A 25711-nucleotide genomic window follows, 5' to 3' on the forward strand; every position below is an offset into this window, starting at 1 on the left:
ATCGCAATTCGCAATAGCCTATCATATTGACGTTTCCCACTCGACACCTTGCTTTCACTCCACCGTTTTAAATGACATTTTAATATCATAATTTAATGCTCAACTGGAAAGCGCATCTCCGTTACTTCCTGCTTTTCATTTAACTTAAACAGCACATCCGCCTTACTTGGCATCACCGCCAGCATGTGACGAGTCAATCTTTCGTAATATTGCATGAATCGTTTCAACTCTTCTGAAGACATCACCTTCAAGTCAATTGTATCCAGTAAGACGCCATGAATATCATGAAGGTGATTTTCCAAAACACGCTCTTGCTTATTACGCCAGTGATAAACGACTTCATAATCTGGCGCTTGCATCCAAGCCATCAGATCAATTTGTGCAAATAACTGCCTGTAGTCATCTTTTAATAATTGATTCACTTTATTACGCCACTGACCATCGGCATCCATCTCTGCTTCAAGCTTATTAAGCGGTTGATCCATCATTTCATCTATTGGCGGCGCACCAACACACCAACCTTCAAATAGCACTACATCAACAGGCCCCTGAACTTCTTGCCATAGATGCACCGCTTTTCGATCATCAATCGATTTATCAAAACGAGGGAACTTCATCACCTCACCCTCTTTAAGATTTTTCAATCGCTCAAAAAGCGTAAGAGCAAAACTTACATCGTGAGTTCCAGGTACACCTCGTACAGAAAACATTGAGGTTGTTTTACTAGCGAACTTCATACGATCTTGCCGAGTACTGTATAAATCATCCAAACTTATCACAATACAATTCAGGTCGAATCCTTTACTTAGAATTCGACTAATAACACTACAAAATGTGGTTTTCCCACACCCTTGCGCACCTCCAACGCCAACAATTAAGGGACCTTTACCTGCATGAGCTTTTTGACTCAACCAATTAGAAAAAGGCAAATACAATCCATCCATTTGATCCACCAAAGAAGCATCTGCATACAAACAACTCAACGTCTGCTCTACTTCAAATCGTAACCGATGCGACAAGGGATCAGGCATACTTAGATTTGTATAATCAAACTTACTCTGTTGCTTCAACATAATGAGCACCTCCGTATTATTCGCCCTTAAGTATAGTAAGGCATCACGGAATTGATCAAAATTTACACACTCAAACAAAAGGTAAATTTAATTGGTGAGGCTCTGGTGGAGACAAACGATAACCGACACCAATTAAACGAACTGGGCGTCGAGACCGAGAATAAGCCTGTTGCAGTAGTTGTGAAAACACGTCATCAGATAATTTGGCTTTAATTGGTTGCTCTATTGTTGTCTGCTTAAAGTCGTCAAATTTTACTTTGAGATAATACTTGCTGAGCTGAGATTCGAAGTCTCTTCCCGCCATACGCTTTTTTAGATCGCTCAGCAAGATAGGTAGAACTGCCTGACATTTTTTGAGATCAAGCAAATCTTTTGAAAAAGTATGCTCCACCGAAATACTCTTTCTTTCCCGAGAAACAGTCACTGGACGATCATCAATACCAAGGGCAAATTGAGATAAACGAAATGACATACTTCCGAAACTTTTTTGCAAAACAGAAAAGTCTAACGCCTGTAAATCTGAGCACTTAAACACGCCAAGCGCTGCAAGCTTTTCTTGCGCAACACGGCCAATCCCTGAAATGAATTTCACCGGAACATTCGAAACAAATTCAAACTGCTTTTCTGGCGTGACAACCGTTAAGCCATCAGGCTTATCCCAATCACTTGCCACTTTAGCAATAAACTTATTCGTTGCCACCCCTGCAGAAACTGTAATACCTATCTCTTTAAATATTCTTGAGCGTATTTCTTCTGCAATGCGTGTGGCACTACCTTGAAAATCCGGTGAGTGCGTTACATCAAGATACGCCTCATCCAACGATAGCGGCTCAATAAGATCAGTAAACTCTCGAAAAATAGCGTGCATTTGCTCAGACGCAATTCGGTATTTATTCATGTTTCCAGGTATAACGAGCAAAGCAGGACAAAGGCGCTTTGCTACAGAAGTTGGCATAGCAGAACGAACACCATAAACACGAGCAGCATAGTTAGCAGTGGATAACACACTGCGGCCACTTGCAGGACCGCCAATAGCAATCGGAATATTTCGCAAATTTGGATCATCGCGCATTTCTATCGCAGCATAAAAGCAATCAGCATCTATATGAATAATCTTTCGATTCTGCAATATAACATCCCAAAAATTACTGTACAAAAACACAGTCTACACCATCTCAAAAACACCTTCACCACCTCAATTAGATATGTAAAGTTCCTTCTAGAAAAACGCCACTGAACGTAAAATAATTGAGAAGACTCAAAAATATGCGCTGAAATAACAGTTTTACTATCAAAAACAAAGAAAAAGCGCTTTTTTAAGCGCCCAAACATGGACGCTAGAGAGCAAAATGGTTTACATTTTGTCCATTAGATTAGGTATGTTGAAAAATAAAAGGATTTTTAAGCAAACTATTCACAATAACACCTGCAGTTCTAAGTCGTTCAGTTGAATTCGCACTATGTAAAACACACTTATTTCAACGCAGGACATTAAGGCAAAGATTTCATACAAAGGGCACCAACATGACACTATCACTTCGAATTTTTTTTATAACCATAAGTGCAATGACACTTGCTGGTTGCCAAGGTCTTTACCAACAAAGCGCAGATGGAACGCCTTGTACTACTGTCGCTCCTTGTAACGGCAACGTAATAGGAAACGGCTCGTCAGCCTATGTACAGAATGGTGCCTTAAACGCAAACAACACGATTGCTGTTATCAAGCAAGAACCAATCATTGTTACCGCCACAGGTTACGCAGCAATGATGTCTAATAGACGCTTAACAAAATCTCAAGCCCGCATTATGACTATGCGCAGCTCTATGTTAGATGCTTATAGAAACTTATCAGAACGAGTCTATGGTTTGAAAATTGATGGCTCAAGTTCATTAAGCAACATGGTCATGCAAAACGATGAGTTAAGAACCTATGTTGATGCTTACCTAGTTGGAGCGAAAGTCGTTTCTCAACGTGAACATGAAGACGGCACATTCGAAACGGTTGTTGAAATGGCATTACAAGAGAATTTTCGTCAATGTTTAGGCTCCAACAACATACAATCCGATCCAAATTGTAAAATTCAACCAGGTTATCGCGCCGTGAATGTTCAAAATACAACGCCAACGACCAACTTTTACAGCATTGAATAACAGATGTTACTTTTGAAACGCTTACCAATCATAGCCATCACGCTTTTATTATCAACAGCCAGTTTTGCGAAAAGCATTACCGCTGTCGGTGAAGCCGTTATTTATAATAATGATATTGCTGACGCTCGCTATAGAGCCACTCAACAAGCTATAAAACAAGCCGTTTTAGAATCTGGATCCAGAGTTAATATAAAAGATGAACTCTATAATGGTGAACTCGAATCTAATTTAGAAATACGTAGTTCAGGCTATGTACAAAAAGCTAGAATTCTTTCTGAGGAGCAAAACGGAGACTTCCTCACTATTGTAGCTCGCGTAGATGTCACGCCAGATTCACAGTGCAGCACAGGGCCAACAAGCTACTACAAGAAAACAGTTGGTGTGACAGGATTTGAATTACAAGTTCCTCAACAAGCAAGATTGGGAGAGCTCAGTAATATTTCCAGAGAGCTTCCAAAAGATTTAGCTGATGAAATAAACAAACAAGGCTACTTAAGAGCCTTAACAGCAACTAACATTGCAATTTATCCTGACCTCATAAACGCACCATCCTCTACCAATTATGACGGCTCCCTGACAAATGTCACAAGAATCAGTGAACAACTAGGCGTTCAATATATTGTCAGCGGCGTTATTAGAGACATCGGGGAGCTATACCTAAGGCATCCAGATGATAAGAAAGCCAAAGACCTATTAGATGAAAACATTGATAAAGAAAGAAACTTTGTGGTCGATATCTATATTTATGATGGCTTCAGTGGCGCCTTATTGTTCGAACATAGATACAATGAAGTAGGTAATTGGGATATATCAGATCACGCAAGGATAGGTTTTGGTAGTGCAAAATTTTGGACAGTACATTATGGTAAAGTTGTTCAGCAGGCACTCAAAGAAAGCGCATTAGATACTAGTGAACAACTGCGTTGCCAACCCTTCATAGCAAATATTTTTCGCACAGAAGGCAATAGAATACATATAGCAGCAGGATCATTAGCCGGAATTAAACAAGGAGATAAATTCAACGTTTATCGACGTTACGAGGTTTTCAATCAGCTGCAATCTGCTCAAACTCAGCTGAATAATGCAAACATCAGTGTTACAATAAAACAGGTGCAACCTAACTTTTCAGTTGGAGAGCTCGTTGTTGACTCTCATATATTAAACGTGCAACAACAGGATGTCGTGATTGCCTGGTAATTTTATACAACTACGCCCATACACAAACGGCGATTTTTATTTTTTAGGACAGATACAATGAATAACGAACTACTACACCACCTAGAACAACGTATTAACGAAGCAGTAGAAGAAATGGGCTCATTACGTAAACGTATAGCCGAATTAGAAATGCAAAACTACGAGCTTAGCGAAGAAAAAAGTGAAATCCAAAACACACTAACTCAAACCAAAGAGCAACAGTCAAATTGGGAATCATCTCTTTCCCAAATGCTAAATCGCTTAAATCAAATGGACGACAAACAATGAAATCGATTCTACTTGCAGCTTTAGTTCTAGTGAGTGCCAACGCATCAGCAGAAGGTCAAATTGCGAGTTTGGTAAGTTTTTCATCAACAGCGGCGCGACCAACAACCCCTGAAGGAGAGACAAATGTCACCTCCATTATAGATGCATCAATGGAGTACACTCTGCCAGAAAATATTTCTTTTTATGGTGGTTTGTCATTTGTCACAGGCGAAGAATTCGAGAATTCCATCTCTTTAGGATCTCGTTATTATAGCGCAACACCCGCACTTCAAATTTTGCCTGGCATCCCAATGTGGTCATTTATAGGAGGTGGCGTGTCATTTCTTGACAGTACCGTCTATTATCCAGAAGCAGGTTTTCGTATTGGGATATCAGATGTATCACGATTAGATATATTCGTAAGAGTACTAAACAGCAGCGGTGACACCTACGACAGACACGTCATGGTTGGCGCAGGACTTACTTTCTGAGTAAGATGAAATTATTACCCATTTTCATTGCTAGTTTTTTAATAACAATGACTTACGTTTGGTGGCAGAAAGGTAGCAATATTTCCATTACCCTACCAAACGAGGATCAGCGAAAAGAAATGATTGGCACAAGCAATACACCAAGTATTCCGCTGACTCCAATAAAAAATTGAGCCTTGTGTCTTTATGGAACAACTTATCGCTAAACTCGAAGCAAGGATTAACTGGCTAACCAAGCAGTTAGAAAGTGCCAACGAGGAAATACAAAGATTAAAAGAAAAGAACGATCCTTCCATTGAGTACAGCGCCTCAATGGATCTATTGCAACATATGGCAGATCGCTCAACTGAAGACCAATTGCAGCTTTATATTGAAGACTCTCTTGACCTTTTAAATGACGCATCTACCTCTGAGAAAGTAATAAAATCAAACGCGGTTGAATATCAACTCAACTTTGATTTATTACACGAGCATGCTGAAAGCAGCACCACAACCACGACAACAGAACAGATTGATTACATGACCACACAACAACCTGAGCTTAACGGCTTGCAAGAAGACGACAAACTAGTCGATACCGACATTAGCGTACCAGAAGCAAGTGACAGCACCACAGAGACAGCGACTCTGACGCCTGAACAAAAAAAGCGTCAAAAGAATCAGAAAAATAATCGCCGTCTGATCAAAATGCTTGAAGACCGTTATCCCAAAGCGTTTGACTGGAATCAACCTAAGCCTCTAAAGGTCGGTATAGACAAAGACATGGTGCTGGACGATGACTTCAATGCCAGCAAGCAAAAACGCGCCCTAGCCGCTTATACGCGCTCAGACAGATACAAGAAATGCCTATTGTCTGGTCAGCCACGTATAGACCTAGAAGGCGTCGCTGTTAATAACGAGCCAGCTTTACCTGAATCAATGATTCCTAAAAAAGCAAAAACAGCAACCAATAATAGACCAGCGAAAGAAAGACCTTCACTGCCCGCTCGCAGCAAACCAAAAACACAAGCCAAAAACAAAGCAAACTCAAAACCTAAACCAGCTCAAAACGCACCTAAACAAGAAGATATTTATGACAACCTATCTCCTGAAGAGCGTATGAAAGCGAAATTAGCACTATTGTTAAATAAATCTTAAAAAACTGTTTACATAGTAAGGCGCGATGTATATTATACGTCGCGCTGCTGTGGAGGGGTTCCCGAGTGGCCAAAGGGAGCAGATTGTAAATCTGCCACGAAAGTTTCGGTGGTTCGAATCCACCTCCCTCCACCATTAGCAGTTTCTACCTAAGATTCAATATCTTACATCCTGCAATATAAAAATCGTCTTACAAAACTCCACCCATCCGCTTTATCAAAAACAAAACACCACCTTATTAACAATTTTATCCACAAGAAAAATCACTTAAGAACCAACACACCTCCACCTATACAAGCTTCGTACCAATACACACAAAACACATCACCCAAAATCAGAGCAACAACCCTCCATTAACCACAACACATCCAAAACTACCAATATAATCAACCACAACACCACTATCAAAAACTACCCCAAAAGCCCCCACATACAGCACAAGACAGAAACACAACACCCCTTGAGCGGAAAACTTATACACATAAAAAACACCCACACTCCACACCTAGCGACACACACCCAAGAGATAAACACGATAGACGATAGACGATAGACGATAGACGATAGACGATAGACGATAGACGATAGACGATAGACGATAGACGATAGACGATAGACGATAGACGATAGACGATAGACGATAGACGATAGACGATAGACGATAGACGATAGACGATAGACGATAGACGATAGACGATAGACGATAGACGATAGACGATTTTGAAGCTATCTAGATAAATATCAAGGAATATGTGCGAAATGCAGGAAGATTATGAGAGAAATGGTGGGTCGTACTGGATTCGAACCAGTGACCAATTGATTAAAAGTCAACTGCTCTACCAACTGAGCTAACGACCCGCTCATAATTTTTTTAAACTTGAATAACTAATGGTCGGAGTAGAGAGATTCGAACTCCCGACATCCTGCTCCCAAAGCAGGCGCGCTACCAGACTGCGCTATACTCCGATGGCTCCTCGAACTGGACTCGAACCAGTGACCCAATGATTAACAGTCATTTGCTCTACCAACTGAGCTATCGAGGAATTAATCAGACTAGAATTCTGTATAGGGATAGTTGGTGGGTCGTACTGGATTCGAACCAGTGACCAATTGATTAAAAGTCAACTGCTCTACCAACTGAGCTAACGACCCAACTATCAAGTAATGGGGTGGACGATGGGGCTTGAACCCACGACCGCCGGAATCACAATCCGGAGCTCTACCAACTGAGCTACGCCCACCATTACCAATGGTGATGATAAAATATAATGGTCGGAGTAGAGGGATTCGAACCCCCGACATCCTGCTCCCAAAGCAGGCGCGCTACCAGACTGCGCTATACTCCGATGGCTCCTCGAACTGGACTCGAACCAGTGACCCAATGATTAACAGTCATTTGCTCTACCAACTGAGCTATCGAGGAACTAATATTTTATCTTGTTCACAACAACCATCTTTATAAGATGGCGGAGGAGGAGAGATTCGAACTCTCGGTAGGCTATTAACCTACGCCAGTTTTCAAGACTGGTGCATTAAACCGCTCTGCCACCCCTCCGTTGCGAGCGAGGTGTATAATACTGATTTGAAATTTCAGTGCAACCTCTTTTTTAAAAAACTTTAACTTTTTTCACTCACATAGCCCTGATCAGGAGAAGAACGGATCCAAACATTGGAATACCAGTAATAATGCTTGCCTAAATTGTCTGGCATCGTGCAGTTAATACGGCCACGACCAACGCCGAATGGTTTCTCAGCAGTCGCCGTTACTTCTGTATCAGATACCCAATCTAGCTTAGCTTTGCCTTGGCCTGCTACATAACAGGTTAAGTCTTTCAAACGGTACTGACCTTCTTTAAAGGTCAAGCTAATCGAAACAGGCTGATCTGTTGCATAATCCCCACCAGTCTTTTCAGACAACAAAGGCATTGGCTTGGCATTTAATTTCGTTTTTAACGTAGATAACTTGGCATAATCGCCAGAGGCAGGAAAACGCGGCAAGTTTTCGAAATCAGATTCCGCACTCACTACACCAGACTGTTGCCCGAATGCCATAATCCCCCGCTCTTTCATCATGCCTCGGATCTGTCCATTAGACTCGCCATAGGGATAAGCCAACATTTTTGGAGAATGGCCAAGGTTTTTCTCTAGTAAACCTTCAACTGTATCTACTTCTTTTGTCATACGAGACAACCAAGCCTCATCAGACTCACCCTTCTCTTTACGCAACATATAAGGATGACTAATGGTGTGATTAGCAAATACACCACCAGACTGTTCCATTTCTTTCATCTGCTCCCAAGTTAAGAAGCTACGACTTTTACGTTCAACAGGTTCTGTATTAATAAACACTGTAAAGGGAAAGTTTCTCTCTTTAAGGATTGGAAAGCCTGCTTGGTAAATACTGCGGTAAGCATCATCAAACGAAATAGCGACCGCTTTTTCAGGTAATGGTTTATTGGCTTTTAAATCATCCAACGCAGAACGCAAATCCACAACCTGAAAGCCTGCGTTTTTCAAATAGTCCATTTGCTCGGTAAACTGCTCAGGAGTAACAGAAGTCGATTTCGGTGAACTAGCACTTACATGATGATATTGAAGTACAGGCAAGTAATCTTGAGCTTGCAACGCTGCACTAGTACTTAATGCCCCCAAAAAAATGCCGTAATGAACCTTTGACAACATGTCGTTTCCTCTTTGCTTAATATTCACACGCATTCTACGGACGAACAGAGGGGATGACCAGCTCATCACCAAGGCAAAACTGTTATGCCCATTTTACTATGTCACTGCATCTACTCATATTGAAGCCGCCCTCCTACACTCAAGAGACATCAAGGAGCTTTCAGCAAAAGGAAGACCTATCTCCACAAGAGGAAAAATCATGAGTAAATCCGCTTTTTACAAAAAATTGGACAAGCAACTTCAAACACTTAAAGAAGAAGGCCTCTATAAAATAGAGCGCCCACTTATCACGCCACAAGCCAGCCAAATTACTACAGCTGACAAAACACCTTTAATTAACCTTTGTGCAAACAACTATCTTGGACTGGCAAATGATAGCCAAGTCACAAAAGCCGCTCATCAGGCGCTAGATGATTACGGCTACGGCATGGCTTCTGTTCGCTTTATTTGTGGTACACAAAGCATACACACCCGATTAGAAAAAAGCCTTAGTGATTTTCTACAAATGGAAGACACCATACTCTACTCTTCTTGTTTTGATGCCAACGGCGGCTTATTTGAAACACTGCTTAATGATGAAGATGCTGTCATCAGTGATGCGCTCAACCACGCCAGCATTATTGACGGCATTCGTTTATGCAAAGCCAAGCGCTACCGCTACGCCAACAATGACATGAGTGAGCTAGAAACCAAACTGCAACAAGCCGATAAAGACGGTGCGAAAACCAAGCTGATTGTAACCGACGGTGTCTTCTCCATGGACGGCATCATCGCCGACCTTAAGTCAGTTTGCGACCTTGCCGACAAATACGATGCGTTAGTCATGGTAGACGATTCTCATGCGGTAGGTTTTTTGGGCGAAAATGGCCGCGGTAGCCATGAATATTGTGGTGTACTCGGTCGTATCGACATAATCACTGGCACATTGGGTAAAGCCCTTGGCGGCGCTTCTGGTGGCTACACCAGCGCTTCTAAAAGCATTGTCGACTGGTTACGCCAACGTTCTCGCCCTTACTTGTTTTCAAACTCACTGGCGCCCGTCATTACTGCCACCAGCTTACAAATTATCGAGGCTCTCAAACAAGGTGATTCAGCCCGCAAGCAACTAAAAACAAACAGCCAATATTTTCGTACCAAAATGAGCGCTTTAGGCTTTAACCTAGTCCCTGGTGATCATCCTATTATTCCTGTCATTTTAGGGGACGCAAAGCTCGCACAAGAGATGGCAAATGCGTTATATAAGGAAGGGATTTTTGTGACGGGATTTGCTTACCCAGTTGTACCAATGGGCAAAGCCAGAATTCGCACACAGATGTCAGCGTCACTAACAACGGAACAACTTGATCGCGCCATAGACGCCTTTACCAAAGTAGGCCGCGAGATGGGCGTCATTGAAGGAAGGAAATAAATAATGAAAACGCTTGCGAAGCTTCACGCTGAAAAAGGCATTTGGATGACGGACGTCCCTCACCCCGAATGCGGACATAATGATGTTGTCATAAAAATACGCAAAACCGCGATCTGCGGAACAGACATGCACATTTATCAATGGGATGACTGGGCACAAAATACCATTCCGGTACCCATGACTGTCGGCCATGAGTTTATTGGTGAAATTGCCGAAGTTGGCCCTGAAGTGACAGGCTTTAAGATAGGTGATCGAGTATCTGGTGAAGGTCATATTACTTGTAGCCTTTGTCGAAATTGTCGTGCTGGACGTCGTCACCTTTGCCGAAAAACCCTCGGGGTTGGTGTTAACCGAACCGGTGCATTCGCAGAATATTTAGTCATTCCTGCTAGCAACGCTTTCAAGATCCCCGACAATATTAGCGACGACATAGCAGCGATTTTTGATCCGTTTGGTAACGCGACTCATACAGCTTTGTCATTCGATTTAATCGGCGAAGACGTTTTAATCACAGGTGCAGGCCCAATTGGCGCCATGGCAGCCGCCATTGCTAAACACGTAGGCGCACGCAATGTGGTAATAACCGATGTGAACGACTTCCGCCTTGATCTGGCAAAAAAGATGGGGGCAACTCGTACCGTCAACGTTAGTCGTGAATCATTAAAAGACGTCATGAGTGAGCTTGGCATGCACGAAGGCTTTGACGTTGGTATGGAAATGTCTGGCAATGACATGGCCTTCCGCTCAATGCTGGAATGCATGAACCACGGCGGAAAAATTGCCATGCTAGGTATTCCCGGCAAAGACACGCTCATTGATTGGAACCAAGTCATCTTTAAAGGCCTAATCATCAAAGGTATTTATGGCCGAGAAATGTACGAAACGTGGTACAAAATGGTCGCCATGTTGCAATCTGGTTTAGACATTAGCCCAATCATTACCCATCGTTTTAAAGTTGATGATTTTCAACAAGGTTTTGACACTATGGGATCAGGTAAATCAGGAAAAGTCATTCTAGATTGGAATTAAATCTGTCTAGCTTATTGCGTCTAGAAGATGATCGCGTTAGCGTAATTCTTTTAGACGCAAACAGAGCAATTACATGTTAGACATTGGCATTCAAAACCATCCGCTTCCTCACCAAGATGCGCTCTATATATTGCTATACCGAAATCAAGTACTAATAGAGTCAGATAATCAATTTCTTACGCCCTTTACGCATTTCCAACCTAACGCAAATATGAGCGCTGTTTATTGCGGTCAATGGCATGGGCAAGATATCTTTGTCTGTCGCTTTGAATCTATTCCTAAAGGCTTTACAGAAATTGGGCTAAGAGAGTTACTCTTCCTACAAGATCGACACAATTACATTTTATTAAGTCGTGCTCATCAGTTGTCTACGTGGGATAGAGATCATCAATTTTGTGGACGCTGTGGTACCGCGATGAGAGAAAAACACGCAGCAGAACATACAAAAATCTGTCCATCTTGCAATCTGCGACACTACCCTCGAATTTCACCTTGCATCATTGTCTCGATCCGCAAAGATGATCAGATACTACTGGCCCGTGGCCCATTAGCGCCAAAAGATAGATACAGTAATATTGCAGGCTTTGTTGAAGCTGGCGAAACCCTAGAGCAAGCAGTTGCACGGGAAGTAAGAGAAGAAGTTGGCCTAGAAGTTACCAACATACGCTATGTTGATAGCCAGCCTTGGTCCTTTCCACACCAACTAATGGTCGGCTTTTTTGCCGATTATGCCGGAGGTGAAATCACGCCCGCACCTGGTGAAATAGAAGAAGCCAACTGGTACCCAATCGATAATTTACCGAATATACCCAACAACGCGACCATATCAGGACAACTGATTAATCTACACGTAGAACATATAAGAGAAACAAAAGCGTCATAACGGCTTCCCTCTTGCTTTTCAAACACACCAAGAATTCAAATGGGGTGTTTGAAAAGCAGCCTTATTCGCCAAATCCCCCCTTTATCTCTAGAAATCTTTAGGTAAATACCTATACTAGCCACCCATCAAGCTCAACCATTCACTTCCCATAAAATAAAACTGAGAACCACGTGGAAGATTTACTGCATTCAATTGAACAAAAAGTAAAACCATTAATCGGTTTAGGCAAAGTCGCTGACTACATACCCGCATTGGCCAATGTCGATCCGAATCAATTTGGCATCGCCATCTATAGCAACGATGGTGAGCTGTATCATGCAGGCCAAGCCTATACAGACTTCTCTATCCAGAGTATTTCTAAAGTCTTTAGCTTAACCTTGGCTATCAAACATTATGGCGAGGACATGTGGCAACGGGTTGGACGTGAGCCTTCTGGCAATCCGTTTAATTCACTCGTACAGTTAGAATACGAAGCGGGCGTACCGCGTAACCCCTTCATAAATGCTGGTGCTTTGGTAATCAGCGACATGAATCAGTCACGTTTTGCCTCACCCCATTACGCCATGCGAGAGTTCATTCGTCGCTTAGCCGATAACCCGTTACTTAACTCAGATAAAGTCGTTGCCAGCTCAGAATACGAATTTCGCGCACGCAATGCGTCTATGGCGTATTTGATGAAAGCCTTTGGCAATTTTGAAAACGACGTCGAAGACGTGCTGCACAGCTACTTTGATAACTGCGCCATGCGCATGAACTGTGTAGATTTAGCCAAGGCCTTTAGTTTCCTTGCCAACAAGGGCTACTCACAGCTTAGTGGTGAGCAAGTGCTTAGTGCGCGAGAAACGACTCAGGTAAACGGTCTACTCGCCACCAGCGGCTTATACGACGAAGCGGGTAACTTTGCTTATCGTGTTGGGCTACCAGGAAAAAGCGGTGTTGGAGGTGGTATTCTAGCCATCGTCCCAAATCGTTTTTCAGTTTGTGTTTGGTCGCCCGAACTCAATAAATCGGGCAACTCACTAGCAGGCATGGCAGCGCTTGAAGCCCTGTCAGAAAGCATAGGCTGGTCGGTATTTGGTTAGGCTTAACCATAAAAACAGAAAAGGGCTTCACGAGAAGCCCTTTTTTAGTATCACTGCACTTAACGAAGTATTTGGCGAGCGCAGTAGCCATCCAACTAATCTGTGATCACCTTATAACACGGCACATAAGCACTGCCCGGCAACTTCATCCGTTGTTGACGAACAAAGGCTTGTAACAAGGCATCCAGTTTCGCCAATAAGGCTTTGTCACCATGAATTTCGAACGGCCCAAACTCTTTGATGTACGCCACACCTTGCGCTTTCACGTTGCCGGCAACGATAGACGAAAAGGCACGACGCAAATCCGCGGCAAGCAAATGCGTCTCTTGATTGAAATGCAGATTTAGCTCACGCACTTTTTCATGCGTTGGTTCAAATGGATGCTGGAACTCTTCTGGAATATGCAGCTTCCAATTGTAGTAAAACGCATCTTGATGAGCTTTACGATATTGGCGAACTTCTTCCATACCTTGCTTCATGGCACGAGCTACTTCCACTTCATCTTCAATAATGATGCGGTATTTATTCTGCGCTTCCGCGCCTAGTACATCGCCAATGAAGGCATGAATTTGCTCAAAATAATCCGCACTTTCTTTTGGTCCAGTAAATACCAAAGGAAATGGTACATCAGCATTTTTCGGGTGTAATAAGATACCCAAAATATACAAAATCTCTTCTGCCGTTCCGGCACCACCAGGGAAGACAACAATACCGTGTCCAGCACGAACAAAGGCTTCAAGACGCTTCTCGATGTCTGGCATGATCACCAGCTGATTGACGATAGGGTTTGGTGATTCAGCAGCAATAATGCCTGGCTCTGTTAAACCTAAATACACACCGTTTTTGATACGTTGTTTAGCATGCGCAATGGCGGCGCCTTTCATCGGCCCTTTCATTGCCCCTGGTCCACAACCGGTACAAATATTTAACTCACGTAAGCCCAGTTCATGACCTACACGCTTGGTATAATCGTACTCGTGACGCGCAATAGAATGGCCGCCCCAACAAACAATCATATCTGGGTTTTGAATACGGCGGAAAACATTGGCATTACGTAATAATTCAAACACCACATTGGTTAATTTGTCTGAACTGGCGTTTTCTAAACCACGAGCAAGAATGTATTCGTGCTGAGTGAAAATAATGTCGCGCAATACGCTAAATAACATTTCACGCACACTGCTAATCATCTTGCCGTCGACAAAGGCACTACCAGGTGCATTTTTCAGCTGCAGTTTCACGCCTCGTTCTTGTTGTACGATGCGGATTTCAAAATCTTTAAATTCTTCCATGGCTGCTTGCGGATCATCAGAATCGCTGCCGCAGTTCAAAATAGCTAAGGCGCAACGGTGGAATAGGTCATGAAGCGGACCTGTTTCTTCTGACAAACGAGAAATCTCATCTTGAGACAACATTTCTAACGAACCTTTTGGTGCGACTAACGCATCAACGCGATCTTCATACTGCATGATCGCCCTCCTTATTGTCATTTTATTAATGTCTTTAAATATAGTGGTCGCGCATTCTGGTTTTATCAAGCTTTTACGAAAAACTTAGCAAAAATAGTCAGAATGAAATCAACCATTTAACCCGTCTATTTGGTCAATAAAGCTTGCCCGCAATTCCTATTCGCAACGCTTGATAGTAATGGGATTTCATTTCAATTAAACGACTATAAGTGCGGCGAAACTCAAACAACAATGAACCGTTTAAATACAAGCTATCCAAAGGCACGTCAGCGTTTAATAATAAAACCACCTGATGGTCATAACACTCGTCTACCAAGCTGATAAAACGACGTACGGCATCGTCATTTACACTCAATGACACCGCACGATCACCGGTCTGACCTGAACCAATAGCGCCGTCTTCTGTGCCACGAGCCTTGATGTGTTCGAAAGGCTCACTGCTTAGTTCAGGAATTCCTGTCAGCATTATCATCGGATAAGTTCGCGCCAGTTCAATGTAATCTAACGACGACCTTGGGCCATCACACAAAGCATAAAAATCAAACCAAGCAATGTTATCCGCTGACTCAATCACCTTAATCGCACGACGACAGATTTGCAGCGGCTGCTGGCTCACTTCCCCTTGCCCAAGCTGCTTAAACAAAGCCGACATATCTTGCTCATGTTTAACAAAATAAATCGGCGAAAAGCCTGTATGACGTAGTCGGTGATCTTCTTCGCCACCAAGATGAATGCTATTCAAGTGCGCTTGCAACAAGGCAATAGCTGGAGCGAAGCGTTCTTTTTGTAACTGATTTTGAAACAAGTTTTCCACCGCAATATTCGATGTTGCTACCAGCGCCACTCCTTCTTCAAACAAGGCTTCAACCAACCCCCTCAGCAACATCGCATCGCCAATATCAGAGACAAAAAACTCGTCAAAACACAGCACGCGGCATTCTGATGCCAAGCGTTTCGCAATGCTTTTTAAGGGATTTTTCTGGCCGAAGGCAAGATTCAACTCTCGGTGTAAACGCGCCATAAAATGATGAAAATGCAGTCTTAACGCCATTCCATCAGGCAAACAGTCGTAAAACAAATCCATCAAAAACGTCTTACCACGACCCACATCGCCCCAAAGATAAACCCCTTTGATTGATTCTAACGCGTCGCCATTTGATAGGTTCGACAGTAACAATTGATAAACTCGTTCTAACTCATTTAACGCGGGCTGCTGGTTCTCATCAAACGTCACTTCGTTCTGCTTTAGACGAGTCTGATAGACTTGCAAGGGTGTCATATTTCATTTCCTTTTAAATCTTGGCCCTGCATTTAAATTGAATGATCGACAGAATACTGATGAATCGCGATCTTAATCAAATCAAGCACAGGCTGCGAAGTAAATTTTCGCGGCATAGTAATGGCATAGAAGTTTTCAAACGCTTGAGGAATGCTTTCATAGTCCTGTAGCACTTTCGATTGAATCTCATCTTTTACCACCACAGGCGGCAATACAGATAAGTAACCACTGTCCCTTGCTAATAATCGTAACATCGCCATATCGTCCACTTCCGCCTTGATATCTGGCTGGTATTGATGAGTGGCACAAAAGGACTCGAATGACGAACGAATATCGGTATTTTTTCCTGGCACCACCCATTTCTTGTCTTCATAGCCTTGTGGAAAAGGCGTCTCGGGCTTTTTGCCATAGGGCCCAACAATCGCCACAGCTTGTCTAGCAACCAACTGATTTCGCCATGTCGTATCATGACCTTCGCTCAAAATAGCACGATTGGTCAGCGCCAAATCTAATTCATGATTGACGAGTCCATTGAGCAAATCCGTCATGCCTCTTGATGAAAGCGAAAAATCCACGTTCTCGCTTTTTAACAAAGGCGCAATAAAGCTCTCGATAAAATTCCTCGACAAATTACTCTGCACGCCGATGGTAATATGCTGAACCTGCGTGGCGCTGTCTTTCTGGATAAACTTCTCTAACTCTTCACCGGTATTAAAAATATCTTGCGCATAAGCCAACACCCGACGCCCAACATCGGTCAGTACCAGCTTACGCCCTTGGCGAATAAACAATGCCACATCTAAGCTCTGCTCCAGCTGCTTGATCTGCGCCGACAGAGCAGACTGAGAGATATGCAAGGTTTCCGCCGCTTCCGTCAGGCTTGGGCTCCTAGCGACTCGCCAAAAATAATACAGATGATGATAATTCAATCGACTCATTGCCTATCATCCTTTAAATATATAACTAAAAGTGAACGTTAAATAACAATATATGTATTTTTATTAACAAAATAAAGACTTCATAATCGCCCCAATTTATTAAATCCCATAAACGTAGGTTGTGTATGTCCTTAGTCGTGTTAAGTTTCTTACCGATTTTCATTCCCTTTACGCTGTTTTTTGGCGGCTGGTATCTCGGCCGTGAGAAAACCAAATACGTGGCACAAAAAGCGTCTCGATTAAGCTTTATCTTGCTGATTATCTTTCTCGCTACCTTTCCGGTCAGTTACTTTTTCACCGATGCTTGGCAATCCTCTATCTTAATTCGCCACACGGCACTCAATCAGATCATGCTTGGCCTCGTGACTGTTATGGGCTGGGTGTTGATCAGTTTTTCTCGTAATTACATGGCGGGACAAGCTAATCTAAATCGCTACTATCGTTGGTTGATGTTTACCTTAGCCTCTGTAGCTATCACAGTCACCACCAACCATTTGGTGATTTTTTGGCTAGGTTGGTTAGGCATTAGTTTGTCACTCAACAATTTATTAACCTTTTATGCGGATCGTCCGCGAGCCATTCTTGCTGCGCACAAAAAATTTATGCTGGCGCGAGTCGCCGAACTGTCTTTGTTTGCCGCCTTTGCCTTGCTTTACCAGCAATACGACAGTCTATACATCAACACCATTATCGATACCGCTGTTGCCCAATCTAGCGCCGGCTTGGCATTACACTGGCAAGAGCAAGTGGCGGCTTGTTTGATTGCCTTGGCGGCATTAATCAAATGCGCTCAGCTCCCCTTTCATGGCTGGTTAATACAAGTAGTAGAATCACCAACCACCGTTAGCGCCTTGTTGCACGCCGGCGTGATTAACTTAGGTGGCTATCTACTGCTTTTGTTTACGCCAGTGGTTGCGCAAAGTTCTGTCGCTATCTGGTTGTTATTGGTTGTGGCAGGGCTTTCGACTCTCGCCAGTGCTTTGATAATGACCACTAGAATCAGCGTAAAAGTTCGCCTTGCTTGGTCGACTTGTGCTCAGATGGGTCTGATGCTGTTAGAGTTCGCCTTAGGTTTGTACGAATTAGTCTTGCTGCATTTGCTCGCCCATTCGTTTTACAAAGCCTACTCATTCCTCAACTCCGGCAACGCGGTGAATGACGCCATTAGATTGCGCCTTTCTAGCGCGGCAAAAAACAATACTCAGTCTTCACCGACGAACAAAGCCGTCGTGCCTAACGCGCAAACTTGGCTACTTGCCCTTGGTTTAAGTACTGCGATTGTGGTGATTGTGCGAATCTTATTTGGCTTCGACAGCGCGTTTAGTACTTGGTGGTTATTTGCTCTCGCGCTCACTGTCCTTATCGTACAATGGCGCACGTGCGAGCACTCGCCTTCGGTTGTTTACACCTTCGCGATGGGCGTGTTTTTGTGTGTGATTTATGCCGCATTAAAATACGCCACGCACTACGCATTGCCGACCTATTCAACCCATACGGTTCAGGCTTTTTCCCTAGCCGATATCTGGGCCATGGTTTTATTTAGCCTGCTCTTCCTCTTGAGTGCGCTATTGCATTATCAAGTACGCTGGCGTGCTGTTCGTCGCTTATCAATCGCATTGTTCGCAGGGCTTTATCTGGATGAATGGCTAACACGTCTGGTACTGAAATTCTGGCCAGTCACTTTACCCGCTAGAACCAAGCAACAGCATCACGAAACAACCAATAATCAACCGTCGCTAAAACCTTAGGAGAATCGCATGACTATCAAGGCCACAAATACGTTAAGCATGCTGCAAAAAGACCTATTGCTTGATGCGGCCAGTACCATCGCGCCCCACTGGCCGCTGGATAAACTGATCGCGGTGAATCCGCTCTGGTCATTGGTAAATAAACCCTTTGATGAAACCTCAGATGAATTATCTGCCTTGGCGGGCATTAAAACCTACCTACCCATTTCTTCTTATCGAGCCTGGTTTGATGAAGGGCGGATTTCACAAGATTGCCTTGTCAGAGCGGCAAGACAATATGAGATCAACTTAGCGCCGAAAGACTTACTTGAGCATCTATCCAATCCAAATAAGCAGCCTTCTCCATGGCGCAATATTGCTGATCTTACAGATCAACAACGCTCCGCCCATAAAATGTCTTGGCACGACGAAATCACTCACCAAGTAAGCCAGTTTTGCGCGGCCCATTATCAACAGCAAAGCCCCACTCTGAGACAACAAAACATCGACAGCGAACTCGATCTTTACAGCCATTGGCTAGAAGTCACCAATGAAGACAAAGGCCTAAGTATTATCATGGCCGAATCCAAGCTAATCGATTTCTTTCATCACTTACCCAGCGATAAAGAAGCCTTGTTTGCCCTCGCTATCGAAGAATTGGCCTTGGACGATCAAGCGCTGCACTTCTATGCCCAAGCGTTATTGCTGGATATTAATGGTTGGAGCAGCTACTTGGCTTACCTGAATTGGTCCAAAGGAGATAACAACGAAAACTTAGCAAAAGAAAACCATGTAGAGTCTTTACTTGCCATCAAAATGGCCTGGGAATTAGTTGTTTGGCGTTACCTAAAACACACATCGATACCATTACACGCCGCGATAGAAACAAAATGGTCAGCACAAAAAAATGCCATTCCACAATTGATTGAAGCCCATCAAGACGCTCTATTAACGCCTAAAGTATGGGCCTTAGCACTGGAATACAGTGAACAAAAAAACCTACATAAAACACTAACAACGGAACAACCTGTTCCAGCACTGTCAACTAGACCTGAACTCCAAGCGATTTTCTGCATCGACGTTCGTTCTGAAGTGTTTCGCCGCGCGCTGGAAAAGCAGTCCGATACGATTCAGACCCTTGGCTTTGCCGGCTTCTTTGGCTTACCTATCGAATACAAAGCGCAAGACAGCCACTATGAACGTCCGCAGCTTCCTGGTTTGCTGCAAGCCTCCATCACTGCAACCGAATGTAAAAGTGATAAAAATCACGTTCACCACCAGCAAAAAGAAGCCCGCTGGCATCGTTGGGGGCACGCAGCGCCTGCATCGTTTTCCATGGTGGAATCCATGGGTTGGTGGTACGCCTTTAAAATGTTCAAACAAACCCTCTTCTCCAAGCGACAAGAACACCCAGCCAATCGTTTAGCACCAAATACCCATTGGCAATTGACCCAACAAGGCGTGGCTTTAACCGACCAAGATAAAGCCAATTTGGCAAAGGGGATTTTAGACACCATCAAGCTAACAACTTACGCGCCTCTTGTCATGCTCGTTGGTCACGGTAGCCATACCAGCAATAACCTTCATGCAGCAGGACTAGAATGTGGCGCTTGCGGCGGCCAAAGTGGCGAAGTTAACGTGAGAGTGTTGGCTTCACTATTAAATGATGACAAGGTACGCGCCTTACTAAACGACATGGGGATGAAGATTCCTAGTGACACGCAATTTGTCCCTGCGTTACATAACACCACCACAGACCAATTAACTTGCTTTGATACCACAGAAGGCTCGAAAGACCTCAACAGCAAAATAACGCGCTGGTTTGAAAATGCACAGTTTCTCGCCCAGCAAGAACGCGCAGCAAAATTAGATGCCTCCTTGCTGAATGTTTCAGACAAACAACGTTCGAAGGCCTTTACCAAACGTGCCAACGACTGGTCACAAGTGAACCCAGAATGGGGACTCGCCAACAACCATTCCTTTATCATCGCGCCACGCCAGCAGACTCGACACCTTGACTTACAAGGCCGCAGTTTTCTGCACGACTATGATCAACACCATGACCCCGATTTCAGCATCTTAGAACGCATTTTAACGGCGCCCATGCTGGTGACTCACTGGATCAACATGCAATACAACTTATCGGTGACGGATAACTTCAAATTCGGCTGTGGTAATAAAGTGCTGCACAATGCCGTGGGTGGCAACATTGGTGTATTTGAAGGCAACGGTGGGGACTTGCGCATAGGTTTGTCTATGCAATCACTAAGCGATGGTGAGAAATGGATGCACACGCCGGTCCGACTTGCGGTCTACATTGCCGCCCCAAAAGCCGAGATCGAGAAAATCGCTGCAAAGCATGACATTGTCAGGCAATTGATCGATAACGGCTGGCTGTATTTGTTTCAATGGGAGGGTGACAAAGTTGAGCGTTTTTACCAACAACAATGGCAAGCACAAGGATAAGAGACCTCAAGCTACAGCGGCACGAAGACGTGCCACTGGGCGCTCATCAATCAAGATATGAATACCATTTTTTACAACCTTAAAGAACAATACCTGTAGTTAGTTAGCCTAGGAAGTCCATTTGCCCCGTAAGTGGTTTCTAGGATAGAATTGCTAACAAATATCAACAGATTTTGATTATTTGGAAAAGTATTTCCCCAAAAAATATAAAGGACTTATGTATGTCGGATTTTGATAGTTTCAATGCCTCACTATCTCCTGTTAGCCCGCTTTTCAAGCCTGTGATATATACAGTTAAGCAAGGAGACACGTTAAGTCAGATTATCTCTAATTTTTACGATGTAACTTACGGTAGCGACCTTACAAATCTGCTCTAGCGCTTGTTTCATATCATAATAAGCAAATAACTAATCCAAACTTACTCCAACCTAAACAAGTTATTCGCCTTATGCCAATGACACCTAACTCGGTTGGCATGTGCTTAGCATCAGATGAAAATAAAAAAGTTCTCGCTGAATTCAGTAATAGAAGTAACCAGTTCCACCCAACATTGGGAGACGGTTTAGACAAATATAAAATGCACATACCAATAGATACTCAAGAACAAGAAATGCTTTGGGCTTTATCTTGGCTACAGGATAATTATGATATCTTAGCGACCAGCTCAGGAGCGGCGCTAAATTCTATGGGGGGCTTAGTTAACCAGCAAAATACTGCCCTGATTCAAGAAGTAGAAAGACTGTATAACCAATACAAGAAAGGCACCCTAACCAAAGGGCAATATGATTACCGCAGACAAAAAGCCCTAAAAGCGTTTGCCCAGCGTCTTGGCCCATTTGAAAAAGTGCTGCTAAAAGGACAAACAGCAAGACAAGCCCTACAGATTTCTCGCTCTAAAGCCATCCCCGCCACAGCCAATGTCACCAACCACTTAGATCGTTTGGGGAGATTATCCAAACTCGCTACTCATGGCGGGGTGGTATTGACCGCTGCCGGCGTTGGCATGGGGTGCTATAACATCGCAACCGCCCAATCCCGACAAGAGAAAAACGAGATTCTTGTAGAGACTATTGCTGGCAGTTTAGTGAGCGCTGGTACAGGCCTTGCGCTTAGTATTTTTTTAGCATCAACCCCTGTGGGCTGGGCCACCATATTAGTTCTGGGAAGCGCCGCAGCCATTGGCAGCTATGCTGCTGGGAAAGCGTTTAGAGAGGTGTATACCATTTCGGGAACAAAAGCAGATTTAGTTTCTCTATCTGGGGTCGACAAACTATGCAAATAAGCCAACCAACTTATGAGTTTCTTTTTTTGATTGCATTCTTCACAGCCATGGGAGGGCTAGTATGGATACCTACTCTCTGGTCTCTGTTGACCTTCTTTACCCCCAAAAAACTGCTGGACACCTATTTTAAAGAACCACACTTCACGCAAACCGAACTCATTTTTATGAGTCGGTTTCCGATTTCTCTGTTTAGAACCGCTGTGTTTGGTTGGATTGTGGTACTGCCTTTTTTAGATAGGGTCCGAAAAATACGACATTGCCATGAAGTCATGCCAATTTGGTATAAATTGGCATTACAAATTTTTATAATAAGCTCCATGCTGATCATGGCTATATTCTTAGGAATACTGTTTTTTTTACTCTCAGTAAATATCGCCTAACACATCATAAACACCAGTTAGGAACCGTTATCATGGCGAGTAATTATGGTGAAGCAGATCTAGTGTCTTTATCTGGGGTCGACAGCATATGCAAATAACCCAAGACACATTTGATTATCTTTTTTTAGTGATGATGTTCACGGTCATGGTAGGACTTCTATGGACGCCTACGCTATGGTCTTTGTTGACCTTCTTTACCCCTAAAAAACTGATGGACAGCTATTTTAAAGAACCGCATTTTACGCAAACCGAACTCATTTTTATGAGCCGATTTCCAATTTCCCTGTTTAGAACCGCTGTGTTTGGTTGGGTTGTCGTATTGCCTTTTTTAGATAGAGTCCGAAAGATACGACATTGCCATGAAGTCATGCCCTTTTGGTATAAATTGGCATTAAGAGTTTTTATCATAAGCTCCATGCTGATGTTTATAATGATCTTAGGAATAATGTTTTTTTTATTCTCAGTGAATATTACCTAACACATAATAAACACCAGCTAGGAGCAATTATTGTGGCGAGTAATGATGGTGAGGCAGACCTAGTGTCTCTATCTGGGGTCGACAAACTATGCAAATAAGCCAACCAACTTATGAGTTTCTTTTTTTGATTGCATTCTTCACAGCCATGGGAGGGCTAATATGGATACCTACTCTCTGGTCTCTGTTAACCTTATTTACCCCTAAAAAACTGATGGATAGCTATTTTAAAGAGCCGCATTTTACACAAACCGAACTCATTTTTATGAGTCGGTTTCCGGTTTCTTTATTGAGAACGGCCATGTTTGGCTCGGTTTTACTTTTTCCTTTTTTAGATAAAACTCGAGAAATACGACATTGCCATGAAGTCATGCCGATTTGGTATAATTTAGCATTAAAACTTCTAACCATAAGTGTCATTGTAGTTATGACCATATTCTTAGGAATACTGTTTTTTTTACTCTCAGTGAATATTATCTAACACATCATAAACACCAGCTAGGAGCAATTATTGTGGCGAGCAATGATGGTGAAGCAGATCTAGTGTCTTTATCTGGGGTCGATAAACTATGCAAATAACTCAAGACACATTTGATTATCTTTTTTTAGTAATGATGTTCACAGCCATGGGAGGGCTAATATGGATACCTACTCTCTGGTCTCTGTTAACCTTATTTACCCCTAAAAAACTGATGGATAGCTATTTTAAAGAGCCGCATTTTACACAAACCGAACTCATTTTTATGAGTCGGTTTCCGGTTTCTTTATTGAGAACGGCCATGTTTGGCTCGGTTTTACTTTTTCCTTTTTTAGATAAAACTCGAAAAATACGACACTGCCATGAAGTCATGCCGATTTGGTATAATTTAGCATTAAAACTTCTAACCATAAGTGTCATTGTAGTTATGACCATATTCTTAGGAATACTGTTTTTTTTACTTTCTGTTGAAAAAATATAACTTTTAAATAATCCATTAGTAGAAGTAGAAGCTCAAGCCACAGTGGCACGAAGACGTGCCACTGGGCGCTCGTCGATTAAGATATGAATCAATGCCGTAATCAAAGCAATAATACAGGCTGCCCACCAAACAACATCGTAAGACCCCGTTTTGTCGTATAGATAACCGCCTAACCAAACGCCGCTAAACGAGCCAAGTTGATGGCCTAAAAAGACGATGCCGTAAAGCAAGCCCATGTAACGTAGGCCAAACATTTGCGCGACTAATCCCGATGTCGGCGGCACAGTCGCTAGCCAAAGCAAACCAGTGACTATAGAAAACACATAGACCGATATTTCTGTCATCGGCAATGTCATAAACAAGGCAATCGCCAAGGCTCTTAGCGCATAAATAATGGTGAGTAATTTTTTCTTCGAGTACTTTCCTGCCCAACTGCCAGACAATAAACAGCCAAAAATATTAAACAGCCCAATCAGAGCCAAACTTGCTACAGCAATATCTGGGGAAAAACCTTGGTCAGATAAAAACGCAGGCATGTGAACTGTGATAAAGGCTAATTGAAAACCACACACAAAAAAGCCAACCACCAACAACCAGTAATGCGAATAAGCACTGGCTTCGCGCAATGCTTCTTTCATGGTTTGCGCCACATCTGTCGCATTAGAATTAGCATTCATACCGTCTTTTTCATGGCGAAACGGACTAGACAACAACACCATCATCAAAGCGCCCAAAGCCAAAAGAAGCAAAGCATTGCTCCAACCATACCCTGCGATAAACTCTTGCGCCACTGGAATAACCAATAGCTGCCCAGCAGAACCCGCAGCACTGCCTAAACCCAAAGCAAAGGAACGTTTTTCAGGCGATACCATACGTGCCATCGCTGGCAAGACCACACCAAAACCTGTCGCCGCTATACCCATGCCCATCAGTACGCCTGCGCCCATATTGAGTCCTAGCACGCCATCAGCACCCGCGGTTACATACAAACCCAATGCATATAACGCGGCACCAATGAACAAGGTTTTCAAGGTGCCGTAACGATCGGCAAAGGCGCCAGCAATAGGCTGAAATAATCCCCAACATAAGTTTTGTAGCGCCAGAGCAAAGGCAAACACTTCTCGCCCATAGCCAAACTCTTGGGAAATGGGCGCCATAAAAAAGCCCATTGATGAACGCAAACCAAAGTTCAATGCCAACAAGAGACAGATAAGAGCGATAGACACGCTGAGTAATTTCACGGGACGCGACATGCATGCTTTCCTTACCAAAACAGCTAACTAAGACAAATTCACAGAATAATGACTTTCATAGTATTCATGACGCTCTAATAAGT

General features: G+C 43.2%; 22 protein-coding genes and 9 tRNA genes. 16 read left to right on the forward strand and 15 right to left on the reverse strand.

All coding sequences use genetic code 11. The features are described 5' to 3' along the window. Window positions 1-92: 92 nt before the first annotated feature. Both CYL31_RS17785 and dinB read right to left on the reverse strand, forming a co-directional pair. The gene (locus tag CYL31_RS17785; protein WP_212916478.1) at window positions 93-1073 is read right to left on the reverse strand and encodes a hypothetical protein; all 981 of its coding nucleotides are present in this window, start codon (window positions 1071-1073) and stop codon (window positions 93-95) included. Window positions 1074-1143: 70 nt separating this feature from the next. Next, on the reverse strand, window positions 1144-2202 hold the full coding sequence (gene dinB / locus CYL31_RS17790) for a DNA polymerase IV (protein WP_212916479.1): 1059 nt from the start codon (window positions 2200-2202) through the stop codon (window positions 1144-1146). 395 nt (window positions 2203-2597) lie between these two features. Here dinB and CYL31_RS17795 point away from each other — a divergent pair, with 395 nt between their 5' ends. From CYL31_RS17795 to CYL31_RS17820, 6 genes are all read left to right on the forward strand, one after another. Next, complete coding sequence (locus CYL31_RS17795; protein WP_212916480.1) at window positions 2598-3224, forward strand: LPP20 family lipoprotein; 627 nt, start codon at window positions 2598-2600, stop codon at window positions 3222-3224. A 3-nt stretch (window positions 3225-3227) separates the two neighbouring features. After that, window positions 3228-4421 carry a flagellar assembly protein FlgT gene (locus tag CYL31_RS17800; protein WP_212916481.1) on the forward strand — a complete coding sequence of 398 codons (1194 nt, stop codon included), beginning with the start codon at window positions 3228-3230 and terminating at the stop codon, window positions 4419-4421. A gap of 57 nt (window positions 4422-4478) precedes the next feature. Next, window positions 4479-4709, forward strand: a complete 231-nt coding sequence (locus CYL31_RS17805) for a cell division protein ZapB (RefSeq protein ID WP_212916482.1) — start codon at window positions 4479-4481, stop codon at window positions 4707-4709. Further along, window positions 4706-5179, forward strand: coding sequence for a hypothetical protein (locus tag CYL31_RS17810; RefSeq protein ID WP_212916483.1), 474 nt, complete (start codon window positions 4706-4708; stop codon window positions 5177-5179). Before CYL31_RS17805 ends, CYL31_RS17810 begins: the two co-directional genes overlap by 4 nt. A gap of 186 nt (window positions 5180-5365) precedes the next feature. Then, window positions 5366-6316: a ProQ/FINO family protein gene (locus tag CYL31_RS17815; protein WP_212916484.1), complete on the forward strand. Its 951-nt coding sequence runs from the start codon at window positions 5366-5368 to the stop codon at window positions 6314-6316. Between the two features lie 51 nt (window positions 6317-6367). After that, window positions 6368-6451: transfer RNA gene (locus tag CYL31_RS17820), tRNA-Tyr, on the forward strand. A gap of 647 nt (window positions 6452-7098) precedes the next feature. Here CYL31_RS17820 and CYL31_RS17825 read toward each other — a convergent pair. From CYL31_RS17825 to CYL31_RS17865, 9 genes are all read right to left on the reverse strand, one after another. After that, window positions 7099-7174 (reverse strand) — tRNA-Lys (locus CYL31_RS17825). A 31-nt stretch (window positions 7175-7205) separates the two neighbouring features. Next, window positions 7206-7282: transfer RNA gene (locus tag CYL31_RS17830), tRNA-Pro, on the reverse strand. Between the two features lies 1 nt (window position 7283). Beyond that, a tRNA-Asn gene (locus tag CYL31_RS17835) sits at window positions 7284-7359 on the reverse strand. Between the two features lie 33 nt (window positions 7360-7392). Further along, a tRNA-Lys gene (locus tag CYL31_RS17840) sits at window positions 7393-7468 on the reverse strand. A gap of 13 nt (window positions 7469-7481) precedes the next feature. Further along, window positions 7482-7557, reverse strand: a tRNA-His gene (locus CYL31_RS17845). A gap of 28 nt (window positions 7558-7585) precedes the next feature. After that, window positions 7586-7662 (reverse strand) — tRNA-Pro (locus CYL31_RS17850). Between the two features lies 1 nt (window position 7663). Beyond that, window positions 7664-7739 (reverse strand) — tRNA-Asn (locus CYL31_RS17855). A 41-nt stretch (window positions 7740-7780) separates the two neighbouring features. Beyond that, window positions 7781-7871 (reverse strand) — tRNA-Ser (locus CYL31_RS17860). A gap of 62 nt (window positions 7872-7933) precedes the next feature. Beyond that, the gene (locus tag CYL31_RS17865; RefSeq protein WP_212916485.1) at window positions 7934-8998 is read right to left on the reverse strand and encodes a polysaccharide deacetylase family protein; all 1065 of its coding nucleotides are present in this window, start codon (window positions 8996-8998) and stop codon (window positions 7934-7936) included. Between the two features lie 199 nt (window positions 8999-9197). Between CYL31_RS17865 and CYL31_RS17870 the strand changes: the two genes are divergently transcribed. The 4 genes from CYL31_RS17870 to glsB all read left to right on the forward strand — a co-directional run bounded on the left by CYL31_RS17870 (window position 9198) and on the right by glsB (window position 13400). Next, window positions 9198-10406 carry a glycine C-acetyltransferase gene (locus CYL31_RS17870; RefSeq protein ID WP_212916486.1) on the forward strand — a complete coding sequence of 403 codons (1209 nt, stop codon included), beginning with the start codon at window positions 9198-9200 and terminating at the stop codon, window positions 10404-10406. A gap of 3 nt (window positions 10407-10409) precedes the next feature. After that, a complete protein-coding gene (tdh, locus tag CYL31_RS17875; RefSeq protein WP_212916487.1) occupies window positions 10410-11435 on the forward strand; it encodes an L-threonine 3-dehydrogenase in 1026 nt (341 codons plus the stop codon). 73 nt (window positions 11436-11508) lie between these two features. Next, a complete protein-coding gene (gene nudC, locus CYL31_RS17880) occupies window positions 11509-12318 on the forward strand; it encodes an NAD(+) diphosphatase (protein WP_212916488.1) in 810 nt (269 codons plus the stop codon). Window positions 12319-12488: 170 nt separating this feature from the next. Further along, entirely contained in the window at window positions 12489-13400 is a 912-nt protein-coding gene (gene glsB / locus CYL31_RS17885; RefSeq protein ID WP_212916489.1) for a glutaminase B, read from the forward strand. A 95-nt stretch (window positions 13401-13495) separates the two neighbouring features. Here the strand turns inward: glsB and ppnN are convergent, their stop codons facing one another. The 3 genes from ppnN to CYL31_RS17900 form a co-directional block, all read right to left on the reverse strand. Next, a complete protein-coding gene (ppnN, locus tag CYL31_RS17890; protein WP_212916490.1) occupies window positions 13496-14869 on the reverse strand; it encodes a nucleotide 5'-monophosphate nucleosidase PpnN in 1374 nt (457 codons plus the stop codon). Window positions 14870-15002: 133 nt separating this feature from the next. Then, complete coding sequence (gene zapE / locus CYL31_RS17895) at window positions 15003-16148, reverse strand: cell division protein ZapE (protein ID WP_212916491.1); 1146 nt, start codon at window positions 16146-16148, stop codon at window positions 15003-15005. Window positions 16149-16180: 32 nt separating this feature from the next. Continuing rightward, window positions 16181-17086 carry a LysR family transcriptional regulator gene (locus CYL31_RS17900; RefSeq protein WP_212916492.1) on the reverse strand — a complete coding sequence of 302 codons (906 nt, stop codon included), beginning with the start codon at window positions 17084-17086 and terminating at the stop codon, window positions 16181-16183. A 125-nt stretch (window positions 17087-17211) separates the two neighbouring features. Between CYL31_RS17900 and CYL31_RS17905 the strand changes: the two genes are divergently transcribed. The 6 genes from CYL31_RS17905 (at window position 17212) to CYL31_RS17935 (ending at window position 24375) form a co-directional block, all read left to right on the forward strand. Further along, a complete protein-coding gene (locus CYL31_RS17905) occupies window positions 17212-18834 on the forward strand; it encodes an NADH-quinone oxidoreductase subunit L (protein WP_212916493.1) in 1623 nt (540 codons plus the stop codon). A gap of 9 nt (window positions 18835-18843) precedes the next feature. Next, entirely contained in the window at window positions 18844-21279 is a 2436-nt protein-coding gene (locus CYL31_RS17910) for a YbcC family protein (protein ID WP_212916494.1), read from the forward strand. Window positions 21280-21727: 448 nt separating this feature from the next. Further along, window positions 21728-22561, forward strand: a complete 834-nt coding sequence (locus CYL31_RS17920) for a hypothetical protein (protein WP_212916496.1) — start codon at window positions 21728-21730, stop codon at window positions 22559-22561. After that, window positions 22552-22941, forward strand: a complete 390-nt coding sequence (locus tag CYL31_RS17925) for a hypothetical protein (RefSeq protein ID WP_212916497.1) — start codon at window positions 22552-22554, stop codon at window positions 22939-22941. The genes CYL31_RS17920 and CYL31_RS17925 overlap by 10 nt, the downstream gene beginning before the upstream one ends. Window positions 22942-23507: 566 nt before the next feature. Then, window positions 23508-23897, forward strand: a complete 390-nt coding sequence (locus CYL31_RS17930; protein WP_212916498.1) for a hypothetical protein — start codon at window positions 23508-23510, stop codon at window positions 23895-23897. 88 nt (window positions 23898-23985) lie between these two features. Next, window positions 23986-24375, forward strand: coding sequence for a hypothetical protein (locus CYL31_RS17935; RefSeq protein WP_212916499.1), 390 nt, complete (start codon window positions 23986-23988; stop codon window positions 24373-24375). A 32-nt stretch (window positions 24376-24407) separates the two neighbouring features. On the opposite strand, the gene CYL31_RS17940 is transcribed toward CYL31_RS17935, so the two are convergent. Then, window positions 24408-25628 (reverse strand): MFS transporter, encoded by a 1221-nt coding sequence (locus CYL31_RS17940; RefSeq protein WP_212916500.1) that lies wholly within the window; start codon window positions 25626-25628, stop codon window positions 24408-24410. Between the last annotated feature and the right edge of the window lie 83 nt (window positions 25629-25711).

The organism is Marinomonas sp. A3A (genome assembly GCF_018336955.1).
GTDB lineage: Bacteria > Pseudomonadota > Gammaproteobacteria > Pseudomonadales > Marinomonadaceae > Marinomonas > Marinomonas lutimaris.